This is a genomic window from Vibrio splendidus (genome assembly GCF_002873455.1).
Lineage (GTDB): Bacteria > Pseudomonadota > Gammaproteobacteria > Enterobacterales > Vibrionaceae > Vibrio > Vibrio splendidus_J.
The window spans coordinates 299,806-316,071 of record NZ_MCUN01000010.1; the positions used below are offsets into that span (position 1 = coordinate 299,806).

The following is a 16,266-nucleotide window of genomic DNA, read 5'->3' on the forward strand; positions in this document are numbered from 1 at the left end:
AGCAGACTCGCGGTTTTACATTGTTATATCCGTTCTTCAGGTTCGGCTATTCAACGCCAAAGCCTAAGCTTAAATCAATCAGCAACAGCTTTTTGAATTTCCGCTATCACAGCAGTTTGAACTCTCTTCACTTCCTCGCTCAAAACCATCAATAGCGTCGGCCAAAGCCGTAAACGACTTCTCAATATTGTCGCGTGAAGTAGCAATATTCATTCGCATAAAATTGGGATTCTCAGCGCCAAACCACCCACCCGGTGTTAACCCCATCTTCGCCTGTTCAAACACCACATGTTTTAGCTCTTCTTCCGAAAAGTCTAAGCCTGAGAAATCAAACCACACTTGGTAAGTCCCTTGCGGCTGAAAGACTTTCAACTGAGGAATACGTTGCTCAGAAAATTGAGTGATCCACTTAACCGTGTCTTGCAAATACACCAACATGCCATCTAACCACGCTTCGCCCTTTTCAAAGGCCGCCACGGTTGCGAACGTGCTGAATGCATTCCCGTGATCAAGATACATCGCGACCACATTGGTTTTGAACGCTTCAAATAGTTCATCATTGTTTGTATACACATAGCCGTTTGAGATGCTGTGCATACCAAATGTTTTTGCCGGAGATCCAATCAAGGTAATAACTTTGTCGTAATCAAAACTGGTTAAGCTCGTAAAAGCGTGACCTTCAAAAATAATGTCTGAATGGACTTCATCACTGATGATCAGTACATCATGGCGCTTGGCGATCTCGATGACTTGTTCGATTTCTTGCTGCGTCCACACTCGGCCTGTTGGGTTGTGTGGATTACAGAAAATCATCGTTTTCACTTTTTGCTCGATGATCTGTTGCTCCATACCTGCGAAATCAATCTGGTAGCCGTTTTCATCATTAATAAGCGGGCTTTTCACCACTTTGCGATCCGCTTTGTTTACCAAATTAGCAAACTGATGGTAAGCCGGAGTATGGATAAGTACGCCATCGCCTTCATTGGTAAATTGACGCAATAACAACGCGATACCAGACAGCACACCTGGTACCTGCACAAATTTGTCAGCAGAAAGAGTCAAACCATGACGTTTTGAATACCATTGAGAAAGCGCTTCAAATACAGCCTGCTCATGAAACTCATAAGAGTACACACCGCGCTCAACTAAACGGTTCAACTCTTTAGTGATAGGTTCTGCTACCTGAAAATCCATATCGGCAACCCAGTATGGGAATACATCTGTGGTGTTATAAATGTTCTGTAGCATTTGCGGTTTGCTTTTGATAAACGCATTTTCACCGTAATTAGATGCACTGTTAAACGCTGTCATGGAGGTTTCCTCAAATAGTGTATTCTGTCTTTTTGCAATCAACTGAATTGCATGAATACCCTTAAGACGACGGCAAAATCAAAAAGACGAAACTTTGCAAAAAATAATGTGCAAAAATTGAAATCAATCTCGCATCTCTACTCTGATCTCAGTCTTGACTGAGTTAGCGATAAAGCAATTGTTGTGTGCTAAGTGATGTAACTTATCAAGCTGCGCACTGCTTGGAACCTTGCTGCCTACAAATTCAATCCTAGGTCTTAGTGTCACTACAGTAACCGACGAACGGCCTGATTCATCTTCCTCAAGTACACCAACCGCATCATCCACATAAGAGTCGATCACGTACTTCTGCTTAGCCGCAATGCCCAAAAAAGTCAGCATATGACAGCTAGAGAGCGCAGCAATAAAAGCCTCTTCTGGGTCAACATTCGCTTCTACCGAAAACGGCAGTGGCACCACATGAGGAGAAGATGAAGCTGGCACAGTGACACCACCATCGAACTCCCACGAGTGACCTCGACTGTATTGATTATCACTAAAGGCTTCATCTTCCGCTTTTTGCCAGCGAATGACCGCTCCATATTCAGACATAATTAATTCCTTTTATATTGTGTAACGACTTAGCGATCAGCAGGGTGATTAACGCCATCGTTGGTCACCACATCACCAATATCAAAAGGGTTTACCCCTTCCAAACAGCCAATATTAAAGCCATATTCATTCGGGCTAGAACGGCGTTGATGATGGGTATAGATACCGCAGTTCGAGCAGAAGTAATGCTTCGCGGTGTTGGTATTAAACTGATAAAGCTTAAGATGCTCAGCACCTTTCAGGATCTTAATCCCATCTAACGCCACAGAGCCAACTATCGCGCCTTTACGACGACAGATAGAACAATCGCAACGACGTGGCTTTTCTATCCCGTTAGGTAGGCTGAGCTCTAATTCCACCGCACCGCAGTGACAGCTTGCCTTGTGAAAAGGTTGGATAATCGTATTGCCGACTACTTTCATTTTTCTCTCCAATCACGTCCTTGTATTCGAACTATTTTAACGAGAACCATTTACGTTGTCCGTAATGAAGCTTTAGATTTAGCACTTTCAGAACAATCAACTGATCGACAAAGTCATCAACAATTCTCAGTATTTCAAAGACATTGCCTTACATTAATAATCGTTAATCTAAGCACAATCCGCCCTTAATCCTTGTGCAAGTAAGCTTCCAGTATTAATCGAAATATAGAGAGAATGAACAGTGAATATACTCGGATACTTACAAAAAATAGGTAAAGCACTGATGGTGCCGATCGCGGTGCTGCCGGCCGGTGGTTTAATGCTGGGGTTAGGTTATGCGATTGACCCAACAGGCTGGGGAGCCAACAGCCCGCTGGCAACCATTTTGGTTTATGGCGGTAAAGGCATCATGGATAACCAAGCGTGGTTATTTGCCGTTGGTGTCGCTTATGGTTTAGCGAAAGATAATAACGGTGCCGCAGCACTCTCCGGCCTATTAGGTCTGTTGATCATTGAGATGATTGTCGGTGATGTGAATGTTATTTCGCAAATTACAGGCGTGCCTGTTGCTGACATGGGTGCACCTGAGCTTATCGCATCGAAAGCAGCTGTCAGTGCGTTTACTGGTATCGTGATGGGTATAGTTGCAGCCTCACTTTATAACCGCTTCCACACCATTAAGCTGCCCGCCGTTCTTGGTTTCTTTGGTGGTAAACGATTCGTTCCGATAGTGACGTCAATTGCCGCTATCGGTATCAGTTTGGTCATGGTTTATGTGTGGCCTGTTGTTTATGGTGCACTTGTTAACTTTGGTATCGCAATTTCTGAAATGGGTGCGGTGGGAGCTGGGCTTTATGGCTTCTTTAACCGACTTCTAATTCCTGTCGGTTTGCACCATGCCTTAAACCAAGTATTCATCTTTGATTTAGTCGGTATTAACGATATTTCGAAGTTCTGGTCAGGTACGGGTGAGCTTGGCGTGACGGGTATCTATCAAGGTGGTTTCTTCCCAGTAATGGGCTATGGATTACCTGCCGCTTGTTTAGCGATGTACCACTGTGCAAAACCAGAAAACAAAAAGAAAGTTGGCGGTATTCTAGGTGCTTCAGCACTAACCGCTATTTTAACCGGCGTAACAGAACCCATTGAGTTCGCCTTCATGTTTGTGGCACCGGTGCTTTACGTTATTCATGCGTTCTTGGCCGCTATCTCACTTTACCTTGCAGCAAGCATGCAGTGGATCGCAGGCTTCACCTTCAGTGGTGGTTTGATTGATTTCGTGTTGTCTTACAACCTACCACTCGCCGTTAAACCATACATGCTTGTACTCCAAGGCTTATGTTTTGCTGCGATTTACTACTCCATTTTCCGATTCGCTATCCTAAAATTCGATTTAAAAACACCAGGCCGCGAAGATGCTGAAATCGCAGAAGTAAACCAAGCGTCATCGAATGAAAAAGCCGCTCAATACTTAAAAGCGCTTGGTGGACATGCCAACCTAACCAGTATCGATTCATGCATCACACGATTACGTCTAACACTTGAAGACATCAGCCTTGTTGAAGAAGCGACACTGAAAGCGATTGGCGCAATGGGCGTTGTTAAGATTGGTTCAAACAACCTACAAGTCATCATCGGGACAGAAGCAGAAGAAATTGCGCACGCAATGAAGCAGATTCCTGAAAGCCAAGACCTAACATCGGTCCCACTTCCGAGTTAAACCTAGCACCACTTAAACACTGCACACGTTACGGTGCACATTAATACACTGAGGCCAAAGCATTCGCTTTGGCCTTTTTTGTAGGCGGTAATGTGTGCTTGCACGGTTACTCACTTAAAATTTAGGACGATTATAGATTATATGCATAGCATTCAGTTGGTTATAAGCAATAATCTTGATATGTTAAGCGGATAGATTCGTGCTTGCGCGATATTAAAATGTTAGCTTTCAAAGGAGATAGTTTTGAGTATTGTGGACTTATCATTAGAGTTGTTTTTAGAAAATAACCGAATTACTCATGAGGATTGGGAGAAAGCTGCAATAGAGTTTGATGATCTAAAGGCAATAGCATTAGATCATGCAGTTAAAGTCACAAGCTTAGATGACGCAGCAAGCTATTTAGCTAAAATTTTACAAAAATGCCCACAGGTTCACTCTGTAAGGTGGAGGGTAAAAGATCCCGAGCATTTAATTGAAAAAATTGTCCGAAAGCGTGTTCTTGGAAGTGAAAAATATCTAACAATCAATACTGAAAACTATACAGAAATAATAACAGATTTAATTGGAGTCAGAGTTCTTCATCTATTCAAATATGAATGGGTGAATATTCAAGAGCATATTTTAGCACATTGGAAAACCGAAGAAGCTCCCGTTGCATACATTCGCTCAGGTGACGAAGGGGAAATTATTGAAAGCTATAAAGCCAACTCTTGTGAAGTTAAAAATCATCCCGTAGGTTATCGTTCTATTCATTATGTTATATCTACACAACCAACTTTAAAAAAAGTATTTTCTGAAATTCAAGTCAGAACAATTTTTGAAGAAGGTTGGAGTGAAATTGATCATAAAATACGTTACCCAAACTTTTCAAATAATGAATTAATTTCTTATTTTTTAACTATTTTCAATCGTATGGCAGGAAGTGCTGATGAGATGGGATCATTTGTTAGGAATTTAACATCAGAAATTACCATTCAAGAACTTAAAATAGATGAGGTCAATAGAGAGCAAGAACTTCATCTTTCAAAGATAGAAGAGCTAGCATCTGAATTATCTAATGAGAAAAATAAGAGTAAAAGCAAAGATAGTAAGGTCAATAAGCTAAGCAGTGAGATCCAAAAATTAAGGGCTAACTCTCAAACTCGAACATATAATGAAAATAATGTTTCTGCTACAGAACGTTTTATTGCAAAAGCAATAGGTACAAATAGTATAAATGTAAATTCAGCTGCTGAAATCGCGGCAATGAATGCTAATATTTTCGGCGGTAATTCAGCGGCTAAACTAGCTGAAATGAATGCTAGTATTTTAGGTGGCAATTCAGCTGCTAAAATCGCTGCAATGAACGCTAATATTCTAGGCGGTAATTCAGCGGCTAAACTAGCTGAAATGAATGCTAGTATTTTAGGTAGCAATTCAGCCGCTAAAATCGCTGCAATGAACGCTAATATTTTAGGTGGTAATTCAGCCGCTAAAATCGCTGCGATGAACGCAAATATTTTAGGCGGTAATTCAGCGGGTAAACTAGCTGAAAAAGTAATATCTAACCCAAGTTCCGATGAGGAAACAGGCCCAGACACTGAAAACTAACAAGTTGCTTAAACGGACAAAAAACAGCTGGCTTTTGCTCGTTCTTCGCTAATTTTAGCCAGCTATTTATTGCCGCTTAGCAAAGCGTTAAATTTTTTGAGGGCAAAGTAGTGTTTGAGTTAGAAAAACAATCTCTATTTTTTGAGTCAATGGCTAATGAGCATGCTGAACTAGTACAAAATATTGAAATAGTCTTTGAAAATCAGAATGCGTTGGATTCTTCGTATCACAACCCGAAACTGTTCATCTTAAATTTAAACAATGCACTTAGATCATTACTATTTTTTGTAGAAACGCTTCAAAAAAACGCTCCGAGCTGGCAGAAAAAAATAATCAAGGATTATATTGCTGAAAATAGTGATAGTTATATTATTCTAAAAAAATTAAGAGATATGAGTGCACACCAAGCGCTCATATTTCCAAATGAATCAATACTTACAGGTCTTTACCGTATTCGTTCAAATCATAACTATGTAGTTAAAATTGGTATGGGTGATCTTGCTAGTCCCGGTAATTATTCATGGGACTTAGCCATGAAAAATACTCGTGATATTTTTCATGATTTATTGGTTTTCCATAGTATTGCATTCATGGATCTTGAACATGCAGCATTAAATGAATGTTTAGGCATCAGCAGAAGATGGTTATTTAAAGTTAAGTTTCAAACAAGAGACAAAAGTAAGTCATTTAATGAAGTTGTTGATGTATATTCTTTGATATTTAATTTTTCCATGAATCTACTAGATGCTATTTCTGAAAGTTATGCTAATTTGCATGGGATCTTGTGTGATATTAAATTCTATAGAGAGTTGAAAGAATTTAACTCGGTTAATACTTTGCTAGAGCTAGATTTATATCCATCATTGTTTTCTAAGTGGTGGGAGTGTGAAATATCACCAATGAATATTGGTGTTAGAACAAATAAGCATAAAGGTGAGGTTGTCGAAAGTTATGACTCTGTTCATTTCGACAGTTATGAGAAGTTGTGTAATACACCCGAAAGCTATAAAGAAAAATTGATTAAGTTTCGAAATTTACCTATTGAACAGTTGCTTGCAGCAGAAAACGAAGATGAATTTTATTCATTCATATATCTCAATCATTGGCACTTTAAAAAGGCGTTTAAAGCTGGACTAATGGATTCACCTTTGTCTCCTTCAGATATTATGCAAATGCAAAGAACAGCAAAGATACTATTAGGTGAAATTCAAAAGGAGAAATTATGCACGATAGCTCAAATGAGTGAGCGGTTTAATAAACATTTAGACGCGCTGATAGAAAAAATTTAACAAATAAGGATTAAGGTGTTGCGCAGCCAACACTGAATCCCGAGCGTTGAACAAGCTCGAAGCCACTTTATTAAGTAAATTGTACGATTGAATTTGAAGGGCACATCGCTTTGAGGTTTTTCTCAAGGCGAGCGAGGCCAAGATAAGGTTACGATAGCAATCGTAACAACCAGTTAGCTATTTTTCGTGTCTTTCTTCGTCATGTCTCCTCTGATTTCGTACATGTGGAGGTTCTTATGAAAATCGTATCTTTTACTGAAGTTAGAAATAGTCTCAAGGCGGTTTGGGATGGTGTCGTTAATGATGCAAGTTCAATAGCCATTACACATCGTGATTCTGAAGATGCTGTGGTTATCTCTTTAGACTGCTACAAACATTCCCTAAGGTTAACGTTCAAAATAGAGGCGCGCTCTTAATCCGGGGGTGTTGTCTCTTAAGATAAGATGAGCATGGTGACGCTTTACTACCGCATCAACCAGAGACAATCCAAGTCCATTGCCAAGCTCAGTTCGGCTTTTGTCAGCACGGAACATAGGGCGACAAACATTCATCTTATCGCTGTCTGAAATTCCAATGCCATTATCTGCCACCGTGACACCAAAGTAATCAACCACCACTTCAATTTCCCCCTTTTCAGGCGTGTACTTCACTGCATTTTCAACCAAGTTGAAAACAGCCCTGAACAGTAGACTTTTATCGCCTAATACTTCGCACTCTTGGTCTAAACGACAAACCAATTTTTGCTGTTTCATCTCAGCGATAGGGCTGATGAATTCGATGGCATCTTGGGCTATTTTCCCAAGGCCCACGCGCTCTGTGGCAATCGGCGTTTGGCCGCTATTTAACTTGGTGATCTCTAACATGCTATTAAACAGAGACAAGATAAGCTCAAGCTCATCGTGACAAGCAGAAAACTGGTCTTGATGTGCTTCGGTCAGCGTTGGGTCTGAAAGCACCTCTTCCAATCGCAATTTCAGTCGAGCCATAGGAGTGCGCATGTCATGTGCCATACCGACCGTTAATGATTTTAAAGACTCTTCATTTTTGGCCATCTGCTCAATCATGAAATTGAGATGGATCGCCAGAATATCGAACTCATCATCTTGCTTAGATACTGGGATTTTTACGCGTTGTTCGCCACACAGCACTCGATTCATCGCTTGGTTGACTCTTTCCAAGCGCTTTAAGATTAGTACTGTGAAAAACAGAGCCGCAATCAACATCACAGCGATCGGTAATACGATTCCAGAGAAGACGATGGGAATCAGGGTATTACGGTATTCTTCTACCGCCCTTTGGTCAATACCGATAACAAGACGATGCGTATTTCCGACTGGAATATCAGCCGTCTCTGATACGACAGAACTCACAGGGTAAATAGGAACAGTGGCAGGGGTATTTGAGCGTTCTACCAAATGATAGTAAAAGTTGGTGTCAGAGGTCTGTTTAGCGGCCAGTAGCTTCTCAACATCGGCTTTGCTCTGTTTGGCGACATAGCTAAATTCAGAAGATTCATCTTGCAGTTGCTTGACCAATTGTTCTCGATGAAAAGCATCGGAGTCTTTGTATACCTGCCTAATCACGATGACATTAATCACCGTCACCAACACAAACAACCCAACTAAGGTTTTAAATACCGAGGAACGAGTGAGGGAGTAATCATCGACGAAGGACATAACCTGCCCCTCTCACCGTATGAAGTAGATCCGGGCATCCAGCTTCCTCAAGCTTCCTTCTCAGGTTCGCAACATGAACATCGATGACATTGGTTTTCGGATCGAAGTGGTAACTCCAAATCGCCTCAAACAAGCGCATTCTTGATACCACTTGCTCGCTGTGCTCCACGAAATACTGAATCAGTTGAAACTCTTTAGGCTGAAGTTGAAGTTCTTGATTCATGCACATCACACGGTGTGCTCGTAAATCTATTTTTAGGCAATCGTACGCGAGGCCGTTATCGCTAGAGCTTTGACGTTTAGTCCGATTAATAATGATATCAACCCTTGCGATAAGCTCGGCGAGCGCAAAAGGCTTTATCAGATAATCATCACTTCCCGCTTGTAGGCCATTCACGCGATCTTCCACACTGTCCATGGCACTTAAAATCAAAACCGGTAAGTTTTCTTCTGTGGCTTTAATGGCAGAAAGCACCTTCATACCATCCAAGTAAGGCAGCATGCGATCAAGAACAACCAGTTGATATTCAGAGCTCAACGCCATCATCAGGCCTTTCTTGCCATCTTCCGCTTGGTCGACCGCATATCCATGTTCTTCAAGGCCTTTGGCAATAAATTCTCTGGTGGTGGTGTCATCTTCGATGATTAGTATTTTCACTGATAGCCCTCTTTATCGAAGATAAATTTTATCGCAAACAAAATATTTATCGTCAGAAAAAAGAAAGGCTCGCGTGACTAATGCGAGCCAGATGCAGTTTAGGGGGTAAACGGCAATTCGGTAATGAAGCTTTATTTCATCAATAAAGCTTCAATGACAATATAAATCCACCTGCATTGAGGTTTGATTTCCAATAGATTAACAATAATTAATCTCTGCCAGGTTTCTCGATCAAGCCACTAAATCTTTCGAACAGAAAGTTCAGTTCAGCAAACAAGCAAACAAGCAAACAAGCAAACAAGCAAACAAGCAAGGTTAGTTTACCTTCAGGGATAGCTATGAGTTTCCGCTTAGCAGCGGGATAGTTCAAATGCTTTAAACTATCCATATTACAAGAAAGGGACGCTTCCGAGCCTAATACCTTTTTGACCAAGTGCCCCAGTAGGCAACACCTATTACATCAATATCATCTTCGGTGATCGCTTGAATTGGATTTTTACTTGTATCGTCGCCGTACCAAACATTGATTGTATCCGCGACTTTCACTAGCGTGAAAAACTCAGGAATGGGATTAGTACCGATTCTTGCCAATACGATATCGTCATTCACCCACTGTCGATCTCGAGCAATCAGAGCAGCACAGTCCCATGACTTTCCAATATGACCTAAAACAGGGTAGATAACAGCAAAGCAGTTAGCATGTTCTTTTTTGACCGGCATAACATCAAAAACAGGAGCGCTTCCTGTCTCAAGAAACTCCGTCACATCACCTCTTCGATAAACATTAACCGTCGTCGCATCTGAATCACTCAAACTATTAATAGTTTCAATATCGGTATGCTTTTCCCCAATACCAAAACACAACCAATGAGCTTCAACTTCTAAATACTTAGCAATATCCTCTAGCTCTTCCAAACTAGGATAAGTTCTATTTTCCGCTCTAGAAAGATAACGTCCAATGGTTGCTTTACCTTTGCCAATACCTTTTGCAAGAGTCGCATTGTTTTCGCCACGTTCTTTCATCAATGACGCGATTCGATCTTGGTAGTTTTCTTGCATTTATGATGTACCTTTCGAGAGTGATATTTAAAAATGAATCAAAAATGAAACCAAGTGAACGATAGTCTCTTTTGTGCCTACGTTCAAGCCATATATACAAGCTAAAGAAGCAATGTTGGCTGCATCAATTTTTTCCTTTAAAGTCCTGCTTTTTACCGCCAAAAATATAGCCCTACAGACCTCGACTAGGTCGAAATACTCAGATTCAAGTTTGATCCACAGGCTCAACAATTGATAATGTGAATAATCAATTTTGATTTCAGGGTAAATGAATGACAAAACACATTGCTCACATTGAAAAACGAGCACTAATCATAGGTGTAATAGCTAACTTAGTTATGGCAATTTCAGGGTGGGCGGCCTTTAACCTTTCCGGTTCCGAGGCATTACTTCTAGACGGGAACATGTCTTTCATTTTGTTCATCACTACCCTCGTTGCTTTAAAAATCACAGAAATAAAATCAAACAAATCCGATATCTTCCCTTTTGGTCTATACGTCGCAGAAGCTCTGTATTCTCTAATGAAAGGGTTATTGCTCCTTGGAGTCGTGATATCAGCAATTAGCAGCAACAGCTCGAAAGTCTTAAGTTATTGGCAAGGCGCAGAAATAGAACCGATCAAAACTGGGGTTATTGTTTACTACGCTATCGCCATGGTCGTGATCTGTTGGGGGTTGTCATTCTTTTATCATCGTCAGAACAAAAGAATAAACCGCAACAGCTCAATGCTTAAAGTCGACCAAAAATCATCCTTCATTGATGGCATTCTATCCGCGTCAACAGGTGTAATCTTGGTAGTTATAGGATTCATAGAACCAACAAGTACATTTTCACCTCTTCTATATATAGGTGACTCTATACTTGTGATTACTTTAGCGCTCATGATGATTACCCAACCAATCAATATTATTAAAGAAGCTTTCGTTGAATTGGCTGGTGGTAAACTTCAGGACACTGAAAGCTACGAAGACATAAAGTCTAAAGTTGAATCCAAATTTGATGCCCAAACACACCACATAACGTCACTACATATCTCAAAAACAGGTTCAAGTTACCTTGTAGTCATAGGTCTAGACTTAACTAAACTCAACCCAAATAACCAAAGCACTCTTATCAATAAAAAGACTCAGCTACATCAAGAACTCGTGAGCTCTTACCCCTTTATTGATATTGAAATGATCCTTACATAACCTTTTGCTTTTCCTCCGTGACTTAAAATGTAACAGGCCAACTTATTGTTGGCCTTTTTTTTGCTCATTAGAAACCAAAAATGAAACCAAAACACATTAAAACAACCACAAATGACACCAAAATAGAAATAAAAATCAAAAATAACTCAAAAACACATTCGCAAAGGTTCACAAATGATTTTTATCGTGTATATTACCAACCATAGAGAGCAAACATGAACATAACAACCATGAGAGGTTTCATTTATGAGAAAAACAATCTTGGCAGTTGCATTATCAGCACTTACTTTTGGAATTAATGCAAAAGAAGTCCACAAACCTGACGTTGAATTCATTCAGAAAGTAGCACAAGTAGGCATCACACAAGCAAACTGGGATAGTGGAAGAGCAGCAAAACTAACAATCAAAAACGCGTACCGCTTTACACACCATGTGGAATTGTCCAAGGGGGAATACACCCACGACATCGGTCAAGCTTCTGGTTTTGATTTAAATAGTATGACGGCGCAAGACTTCGACGGCGAACAACCAATGTCTGTCATTTTACGAGACCGTCTAAATCAAGAATCTTTAGTCATCCTTAAAAACGGCCAATTAGTCGATGAGTATTACTGGTCTGGTATGCACAAAGATCACTCACACTTAATGATGAGTGTCACTAAGTCATTTACCTCTATGACATTAGCAACACTGGCAAACGATGGGCTAGTCGATATGAATGCACTCATCACTGAATACGTTCCTGAGCTTAAAGCTTCACCTGCTTACGCTAAAGCTACAGTACAAGAAGTCGCCGATATGCGCTCTGGTGTTCTTGTTAAAGGCATTAATGGTAAATCATGGGATGAACGCATGACTAATGTTCAAGAATGGAACGGAGCAAATGCTTACCCAGAAATCACCACTGTCGCTGAATTCGGCGCTCTACTTGGCGCACGAGATGACGTTAATTCAGGTGAAGCATACGACTATCAATGCGTTAACACCGAGATGCTTGGAATGGTAATCACATCGGTAACAGATAAAACCACATCAGAAGTTATGGAAGAAAAACTTTGGAAAAAAGTCGGCTTTGAAAGCAATGCTTACATGCAAACAAACTCTGTTGGTGAGGCGGTTGCCTCTGGTGGTTTAAACGCAACAACCCGAGACGTTGCCCGCATGATGGACGTGTTAGTCAATGACGGTAAGAACCGCCGTGGTGAACAAATAGTCCCTAAAACATTCGTCGACAACCTAATCACAGGCAATGCCGATGTGAAGAGTGCTTGGTCAAAAGGCAAAGAGAGCAAGATGGTTGCTGACGCATGGTACAAAGACCAAATCCGCACGTTTAACGTTGATGGACACAAATTTCTAGCATTCGTTGGTATTCACGGCCAAGTGGTTATCGGTGAACCTTCTACAGGTATCGTTCTTGCGATGACTGGGGCTCAAGACGAGCGTGAATCACATCGCACTGTATCAATGACCTTCCTCGATGTCGTACCAACTCTGCTTACAGCACTAAAGTAACGCTTAACCAATCAACTTAGAGGCCGCTTAGGCGGCTTTGTCAATGTGGAAACAGATTTATGAAAACTCAAAGCGCTAAATTTTACGCTGCTATCTCATTCTCGGCTTTCGCTATCGCCTTAGGTCATTCAGCCAATACCGAGGCGGCATATCTAGATGAAGAAAGCGGGGAAGTCGTCATTGTCGCGGAACACACTATAGACGATGAAAGCAGTCGGAATTCGCAAGACGTGCTTGGCGGCTCAATGGACAGCTATGACGGAGCAAACAGCGCCACTCAGCAGGTTAACTATGGCGACCCCACTGCGTCTTATAAAGGTGTAGGTTTTAGCCGCGATAAAGAGTCTTACAAATTATCCGGTGTATACGGTGATGATGACGGCAATATCGGTTCTGCCGAAATAGGTAAAAACACCAAAAAGAATATCGTGGATTATCGCATACGCTACTTCAAAGTGTCTGATGCGGGAGATGGGGTATCACTAGATGTTATCGGCAGCAATGGTAAAAGCACGAAATCATTAGGATTACTGGCTGGTTATCTTCACAAATTCAACGTGACCCCTAACATCATTGTCGCTCCAATGCTTTCGGTTGGTAAAGTGTTTGCAACAAACTCCAGCACTAATGAAAAAGTCAAAATGGACTCAATTGTTGCACAGCCCGGAATCTACGCAATGTACGGTTTTGACGCTGGTCATTGGTTGTATGCGAACCCTAAAAGTACTTATGTACAGCACCTTAAAGAATGGAATAATGAAATTGAAGTCGGTGCAGGCTATATGCTAACCGACAGATCGAGCTTAGGAGTTAAGTATGAATACAGTTCTTTCTTAAATAAAAAAGAAGACAATACATCGTTCAATTTCAGCTATTACTTCTAATCAATGAATCAAATATGAAACCGAAAAGCCCTAACATTCTCTGTTAGGGCTTTTTTTTAACTAAAAAACAAACTTATTTGATTTTATTTAAAAATAACACTTCACAAATGATCACATCGTGAGTATAGTTCGCACCAAGAGATCACAAATGAAACCACAGGTAGGATTGCCGCCATTTGTGATGCAGCCCAAGGATGGTTTTTTCAAATTTGAATCAATTAGGAACATCCAATGAAAAAACTAGCAATAACAACAGCTGTTCTAGCATCACTGGCAGCATCATCAGTATTCGCAGAAGTTACCGTCGATATTTATGGGGACCGTACAACTAACAAAGATTTCGCAAACGCAGACAAAGCAACACAAGGCGTGGTGATTGGTTACTCTCCAATTGAAAATCTAGATTTTGATGCGGAAGTAACTACTGACAAAGACTTAGATTTAGGTGTGGCATACAAGTTTGAATTGGGTTCTAACTTCTATCTAAAACCACAAATGGGGTACGTAATTGAGTCTGAGGATGGCTATAAAGCATCTACAGGTAAATTCGCTAACCTTGACCCAATCAAAAATCGTTATGACCAACTTCACTTAAACATTCCAAACTCAAACGTTATGAAAGCAGGTCTGGAAACTGGCGCTAACTTCGGCGAGTTCTTCACTTCTGTTCGCTACCGCATAGAGATGGATACTTCAAAAAACAAACTCACCGCGACTGGACCTAAGTCTGCTGGAAAAGTGGTTTCAGATGACCTGGTAAGCGAAACAAGCCGCATTGGTCGTACCGATCTTCTTATTGGTTACCACTTTGATGCTGTAACTCTTACTGCTAAAGCCATTCATAAGACTCAACTCAACAAAGATATTCGCAAGATTAACGATGCTCTGAATGACTTCGATAAGTTTGCTGACACGACACCATTAGACGTAGACAAGTTGGGTACATCTAACTCTTCTTGGACCAGTGAAGTGAAAGCAACGCTTACTTCTTACAGCGGTGTTGCTCCTTATGTTCAGTACGCACACAACCACGATAGTAAAGATAACCAAATCAAGCTAGGCGCTAAGTTCAGCTTCTAAAACGATTTAATGGATGCTCATGGGAAACGGATTTCCACCTTTCAAACGAAACCAAACAAATTAAATTAGGTGTAAAACCCATGAAAAAGACAATTCTAACTCTAACTCTTGCTTCTGTATTCGCTGCTCCTGCAATGGCTAATGTTAATCCAATCCAAGGATATGAAGTAAGCGGCACTAAAGTTGCTGAGTATATGGACACAGTAAAAATTACTGAAACAGGCGCAGGTACATATCGTCTAGAAGATGCTGACGGTAACTACATCGGTGACGCTGTTGACGGTGATAATGGTGGCATTACTATCACCAAGCGAGATAAAGAAGGCAAAAACGGCTATCAGATTGACCTAGATAAAAACGGCTCTGGAAAAGTACACTTTGGCGATAACGATACAAATGGTGTTGATATTAAAATCGTTGATGACTATAACCCTGCTCCGCTTCCAGAACGCAAAGAAATTAGCGTCTCAGAAAGTGAAGTATCTCACGCTATTAAAGATGCAGTAGCCAACGACAACCTTGTTGTTAAAGAAAATGGCGGCATTTACAGCGGCAACCAGAAAGTAGGCAAGATTGATCGTGATGGCAAGTCAGGTGTGATTACTGACCCTCGCACTGGTGAGACATACCAAGTTCACACTGACAATGATGGCAATCAACACATTATCTATACAGATACAAACGGAAAAATTGTTGATGCAAAGGTTGTTGATAACGACATGGAGCCTATCACTCCACCAAACGTTGATGAACCACTTAACCCAAGCAATGATCCTTCTGGTGATGTAGAGCACGCAGAAAAAATCATTGATGACGCAGCTAACGCTATTTCTAAAGAAGTAGACAAACGAATCGGAACTGCAGGTGCCGCTGCTTACAACGAAGCTTCTGCTTACGCTACAGCGACTGATGCAAAACTAGCTAACCATGAATCCCGTATCGGTTCTCTTGAGAAAGACATGCAAGCAATGGGTAACAAGATGCTAGTTCTTGAAGACCGCATGGATGGTGTTGTTGCTTCTTCTCACGCAATCACAAACGCACGCCCTGTTCTTAATTCTGCTGGCCAATTTGGTATGGGTGTAGGTATGGGTGCTGCGGGTTCAAAACAAGCTATCGCTATCGGTGGCGCTTACCAAATCTCAGACAACTGGTCAGGCACGATGAGTGTCAACTACGAAACAAAAGGTAAGGTTTCTAACGACCAACTATCTGCTGGCGTTGGCGCACAGTACATCTTCTAACCACTCGATACCTAAAGTGCCATGGATGGTGTTTATT

Annotated in this window: 15 protein-coding genes; 9 read left to right on the forward strand and 6 right to left on the reverse strand. The window is 41.0% G+C overall.

The features are described from left to right. Positions 1–78: 78 nt before the first annotated feature. The 3 genes from BCU75_RS10405 to BCU75_RS10415 all read right to left on the reverse strand — a co-directional run bounded on the left by BCU75_RS10405 (position 79) and on the right by BCU75_RS10415 (position 2,324). Positions 79–1,311, reverse strand: a complete 1,233-nt coding sequence (locus BCU75_RS10405; protein WP_102473780.1) for a MalY/PatB family protein — start codon at positions 1,309–1,311, stop codon at positions 79–81. Positions 1,312–1,434: 123 nt separating this feature from the next. Further along, positions 1,435–1,902, reverse strand: coding sequence for an OsmC family protein (locus BCU75_RS10410; RefSeq protein ID WP_102473781.1), 468 nt, complete (start codon positions 1,900–1,902; stop codon positions 1,435–1,437). 29 nt (positions 1,903–1,931) lie between these two features. After that, entirely contained in the window at positions 1,932–2,324 is a 393-nt protein-coding gene (locus BCU75_RS10415) for a GFA family protein (RefSeq protein ID WP_076674689.1), read from the reverse strand. A gap of 241 nt (positions 2,325–2,565) precedes the next feature. Between BCU75_RS10415 and nagE the strand changes: the two genes are divergently transcribed. The 4 genes from nagE to BCU75_RS10435 all read left to right on the forward strand — a co-directional run bounded on the left by nagE (position 2,566) and on the right by BCU75_RS10435 (position 7,339). Continuing rightward, positions 2,566–4,044: an N-acetylglucosamine-specific PTS transporter subunit IIBC gene (gene nagE / locus BCU75_RS10420; RefSeq protein ID WP_076654126.1), complete on the forward strand. Its 1,479-nt coding sequence runs from the start codon at positions 2,566–2,568 to the stop codon at positions 4,042–4,044. A 252-nt stretch (positions 4,045–4,296) separates the two neighbouring features. Continuing rightward, positions 4,297–5,634 carry a RelA/SpoT domain-containing protein gene (locus BCU75_RS10425; RefSeq protein WP_241905375.1) on the forward strand — a complete coding sequence of 446 codons (1,338 nt, stop codon included), beginning with the start codon at positions 4,297–4,299 and terminating at the stop codon, positions 5,632–5,634. Between the two features lie 110 nt (positions 5,635–5,744). Next, positions 5,745–6,923, forward strand: coding sequence for a hypothetical protein (locus tag BCU75_RS10430; protein WP_102473783.1), 1,179 nt, complete (start codon positions 5,745–5,747; stop codon positions 6,921–6,923). Between the two features lie 236 nt (positions 6,924–7,159). After that, positions 7,160–7,339, forward strand: coding sequence for a type II toxin-antitoxin system Phd/YefM family antitoxin (locus BCU75_RS10435; RefSeq protein WP_102473784.1), 180 nt, complete (start codon positions 7,160–7,162; stop codon positions 7,337–7,339). Here BCU75_RS10435 and BCU75_RS10440 read toward each other — a convergent pair. The 3 genes from BCU75_RS10440 to BCU75_RS10455 all read right to left on the reverse strand — a co-directional run bounded on the left by BCU75_RS10440 (position 7,310) and on the right by BCU75_RS10455 (position 10,316). Continuing rightward, positions 7,310–8,599, reverse strand: coding sequence for a sensor histidine kinase (locus BCU75_RS10440; protein ID WP_102473785.1), 1,290 nt, complete (start codon positions 8,597–8,599; stop codon positions 7,310–7,312). The genes BCU75_RS10435 and BCU75_RS10440 overlap by 30 nt on opposite strands. After that, on the reverse strand, positions 8,583–9,257 hold the full coding sequence (locus BCU75_RS10445) for a response regulator transcription factor (protein WP_076674670.1): 675 nt from the start codon (positions 9,255–9,257) through the stop codon (positions 8,583–8,585). Before BCU75_RS10445 ends, BCU75_RS10440 begins: the two co-directional genes overlap by 17 nt. Positions 9,258–9,671: 414 nt before the next feature. Beyond that, positions 9,672–10,316, reverse strand: coding sequence for a helix-turn-helix domain-containing protein (locus BCU75_RS10455; protein ID WP_102465419.1), 645 nt, complete (start codon positions 10,314–10,316; stop codon positions 9,672–9,674). Positions 10,317–10,588: 272 nt separating this feature from the next. Between BCU75_RS10455 and BCU75_RS10460 the strand changes: the two genes are divergently transcribed. The 5 genes from BCU75_RS10460 (at position 10,589) to BCU75_RS10480 (ending at position 16,229) form a co-directional block, all read left to right on the forward strand. Further along, complete coding sequence (locus tag BCU75_RS10460) at positions 10,589–11,506, forward strand: cation transporter (RefSeq protein WP_102473787.1); 918 nt, start codon at positions 10,589–10,591, stop codon at positions 11,504–11,506. Positions 11,507–11,752: 246 nt separating this feature from the next. Then, a complete protein-coding gene (locus BCU75_RS10465) occupies positions 11,753–13,021 on the forward strand; it encodes a serine hydrolase domain-containing protein (RefSeq protein ID WP_102473788.1) in 1,269 nt (422 codons plus the stop codon). A gap of 59 nt (positions 13,022–13,080) precedes the next feature. Further along, positions 13,081–13,905, forward strand: coding sequence for a hypothetical protein (locus BCU75_RS10470; protein ID WP_102473789.1), 825 nt, complete (start codon positions 13,081–13,083; stop codon positions 13,903–13,905). A 231-nt stretch (positions 13,906–14,136) separates the two neighbouring features. Beyond that, positions 14,137–14,985: a hypothetical protein gene (locus BCU75_RS10475; protein WP_102473790.1), complete on the forward strand. Its 849-nt coding sequence runs from the start codon at positions 14,137–14,139 to the stop codon at positions 14,983–14,985. An 80-nt stretch (positions 14,986–15,065) separates the two neighbouring features. Next, a complete protein-coding gene (locus BCU75_RS10480) occupies positions 15,066–16,229 on the forward strand; it encodes a YadA C-terminal domain-containing protein (protein ID WP_102473791.1) in 1,164 nt (387 codons plus the stop codon). Positions 16,230–16,266 lie beyond the last annotated feature (37 nt).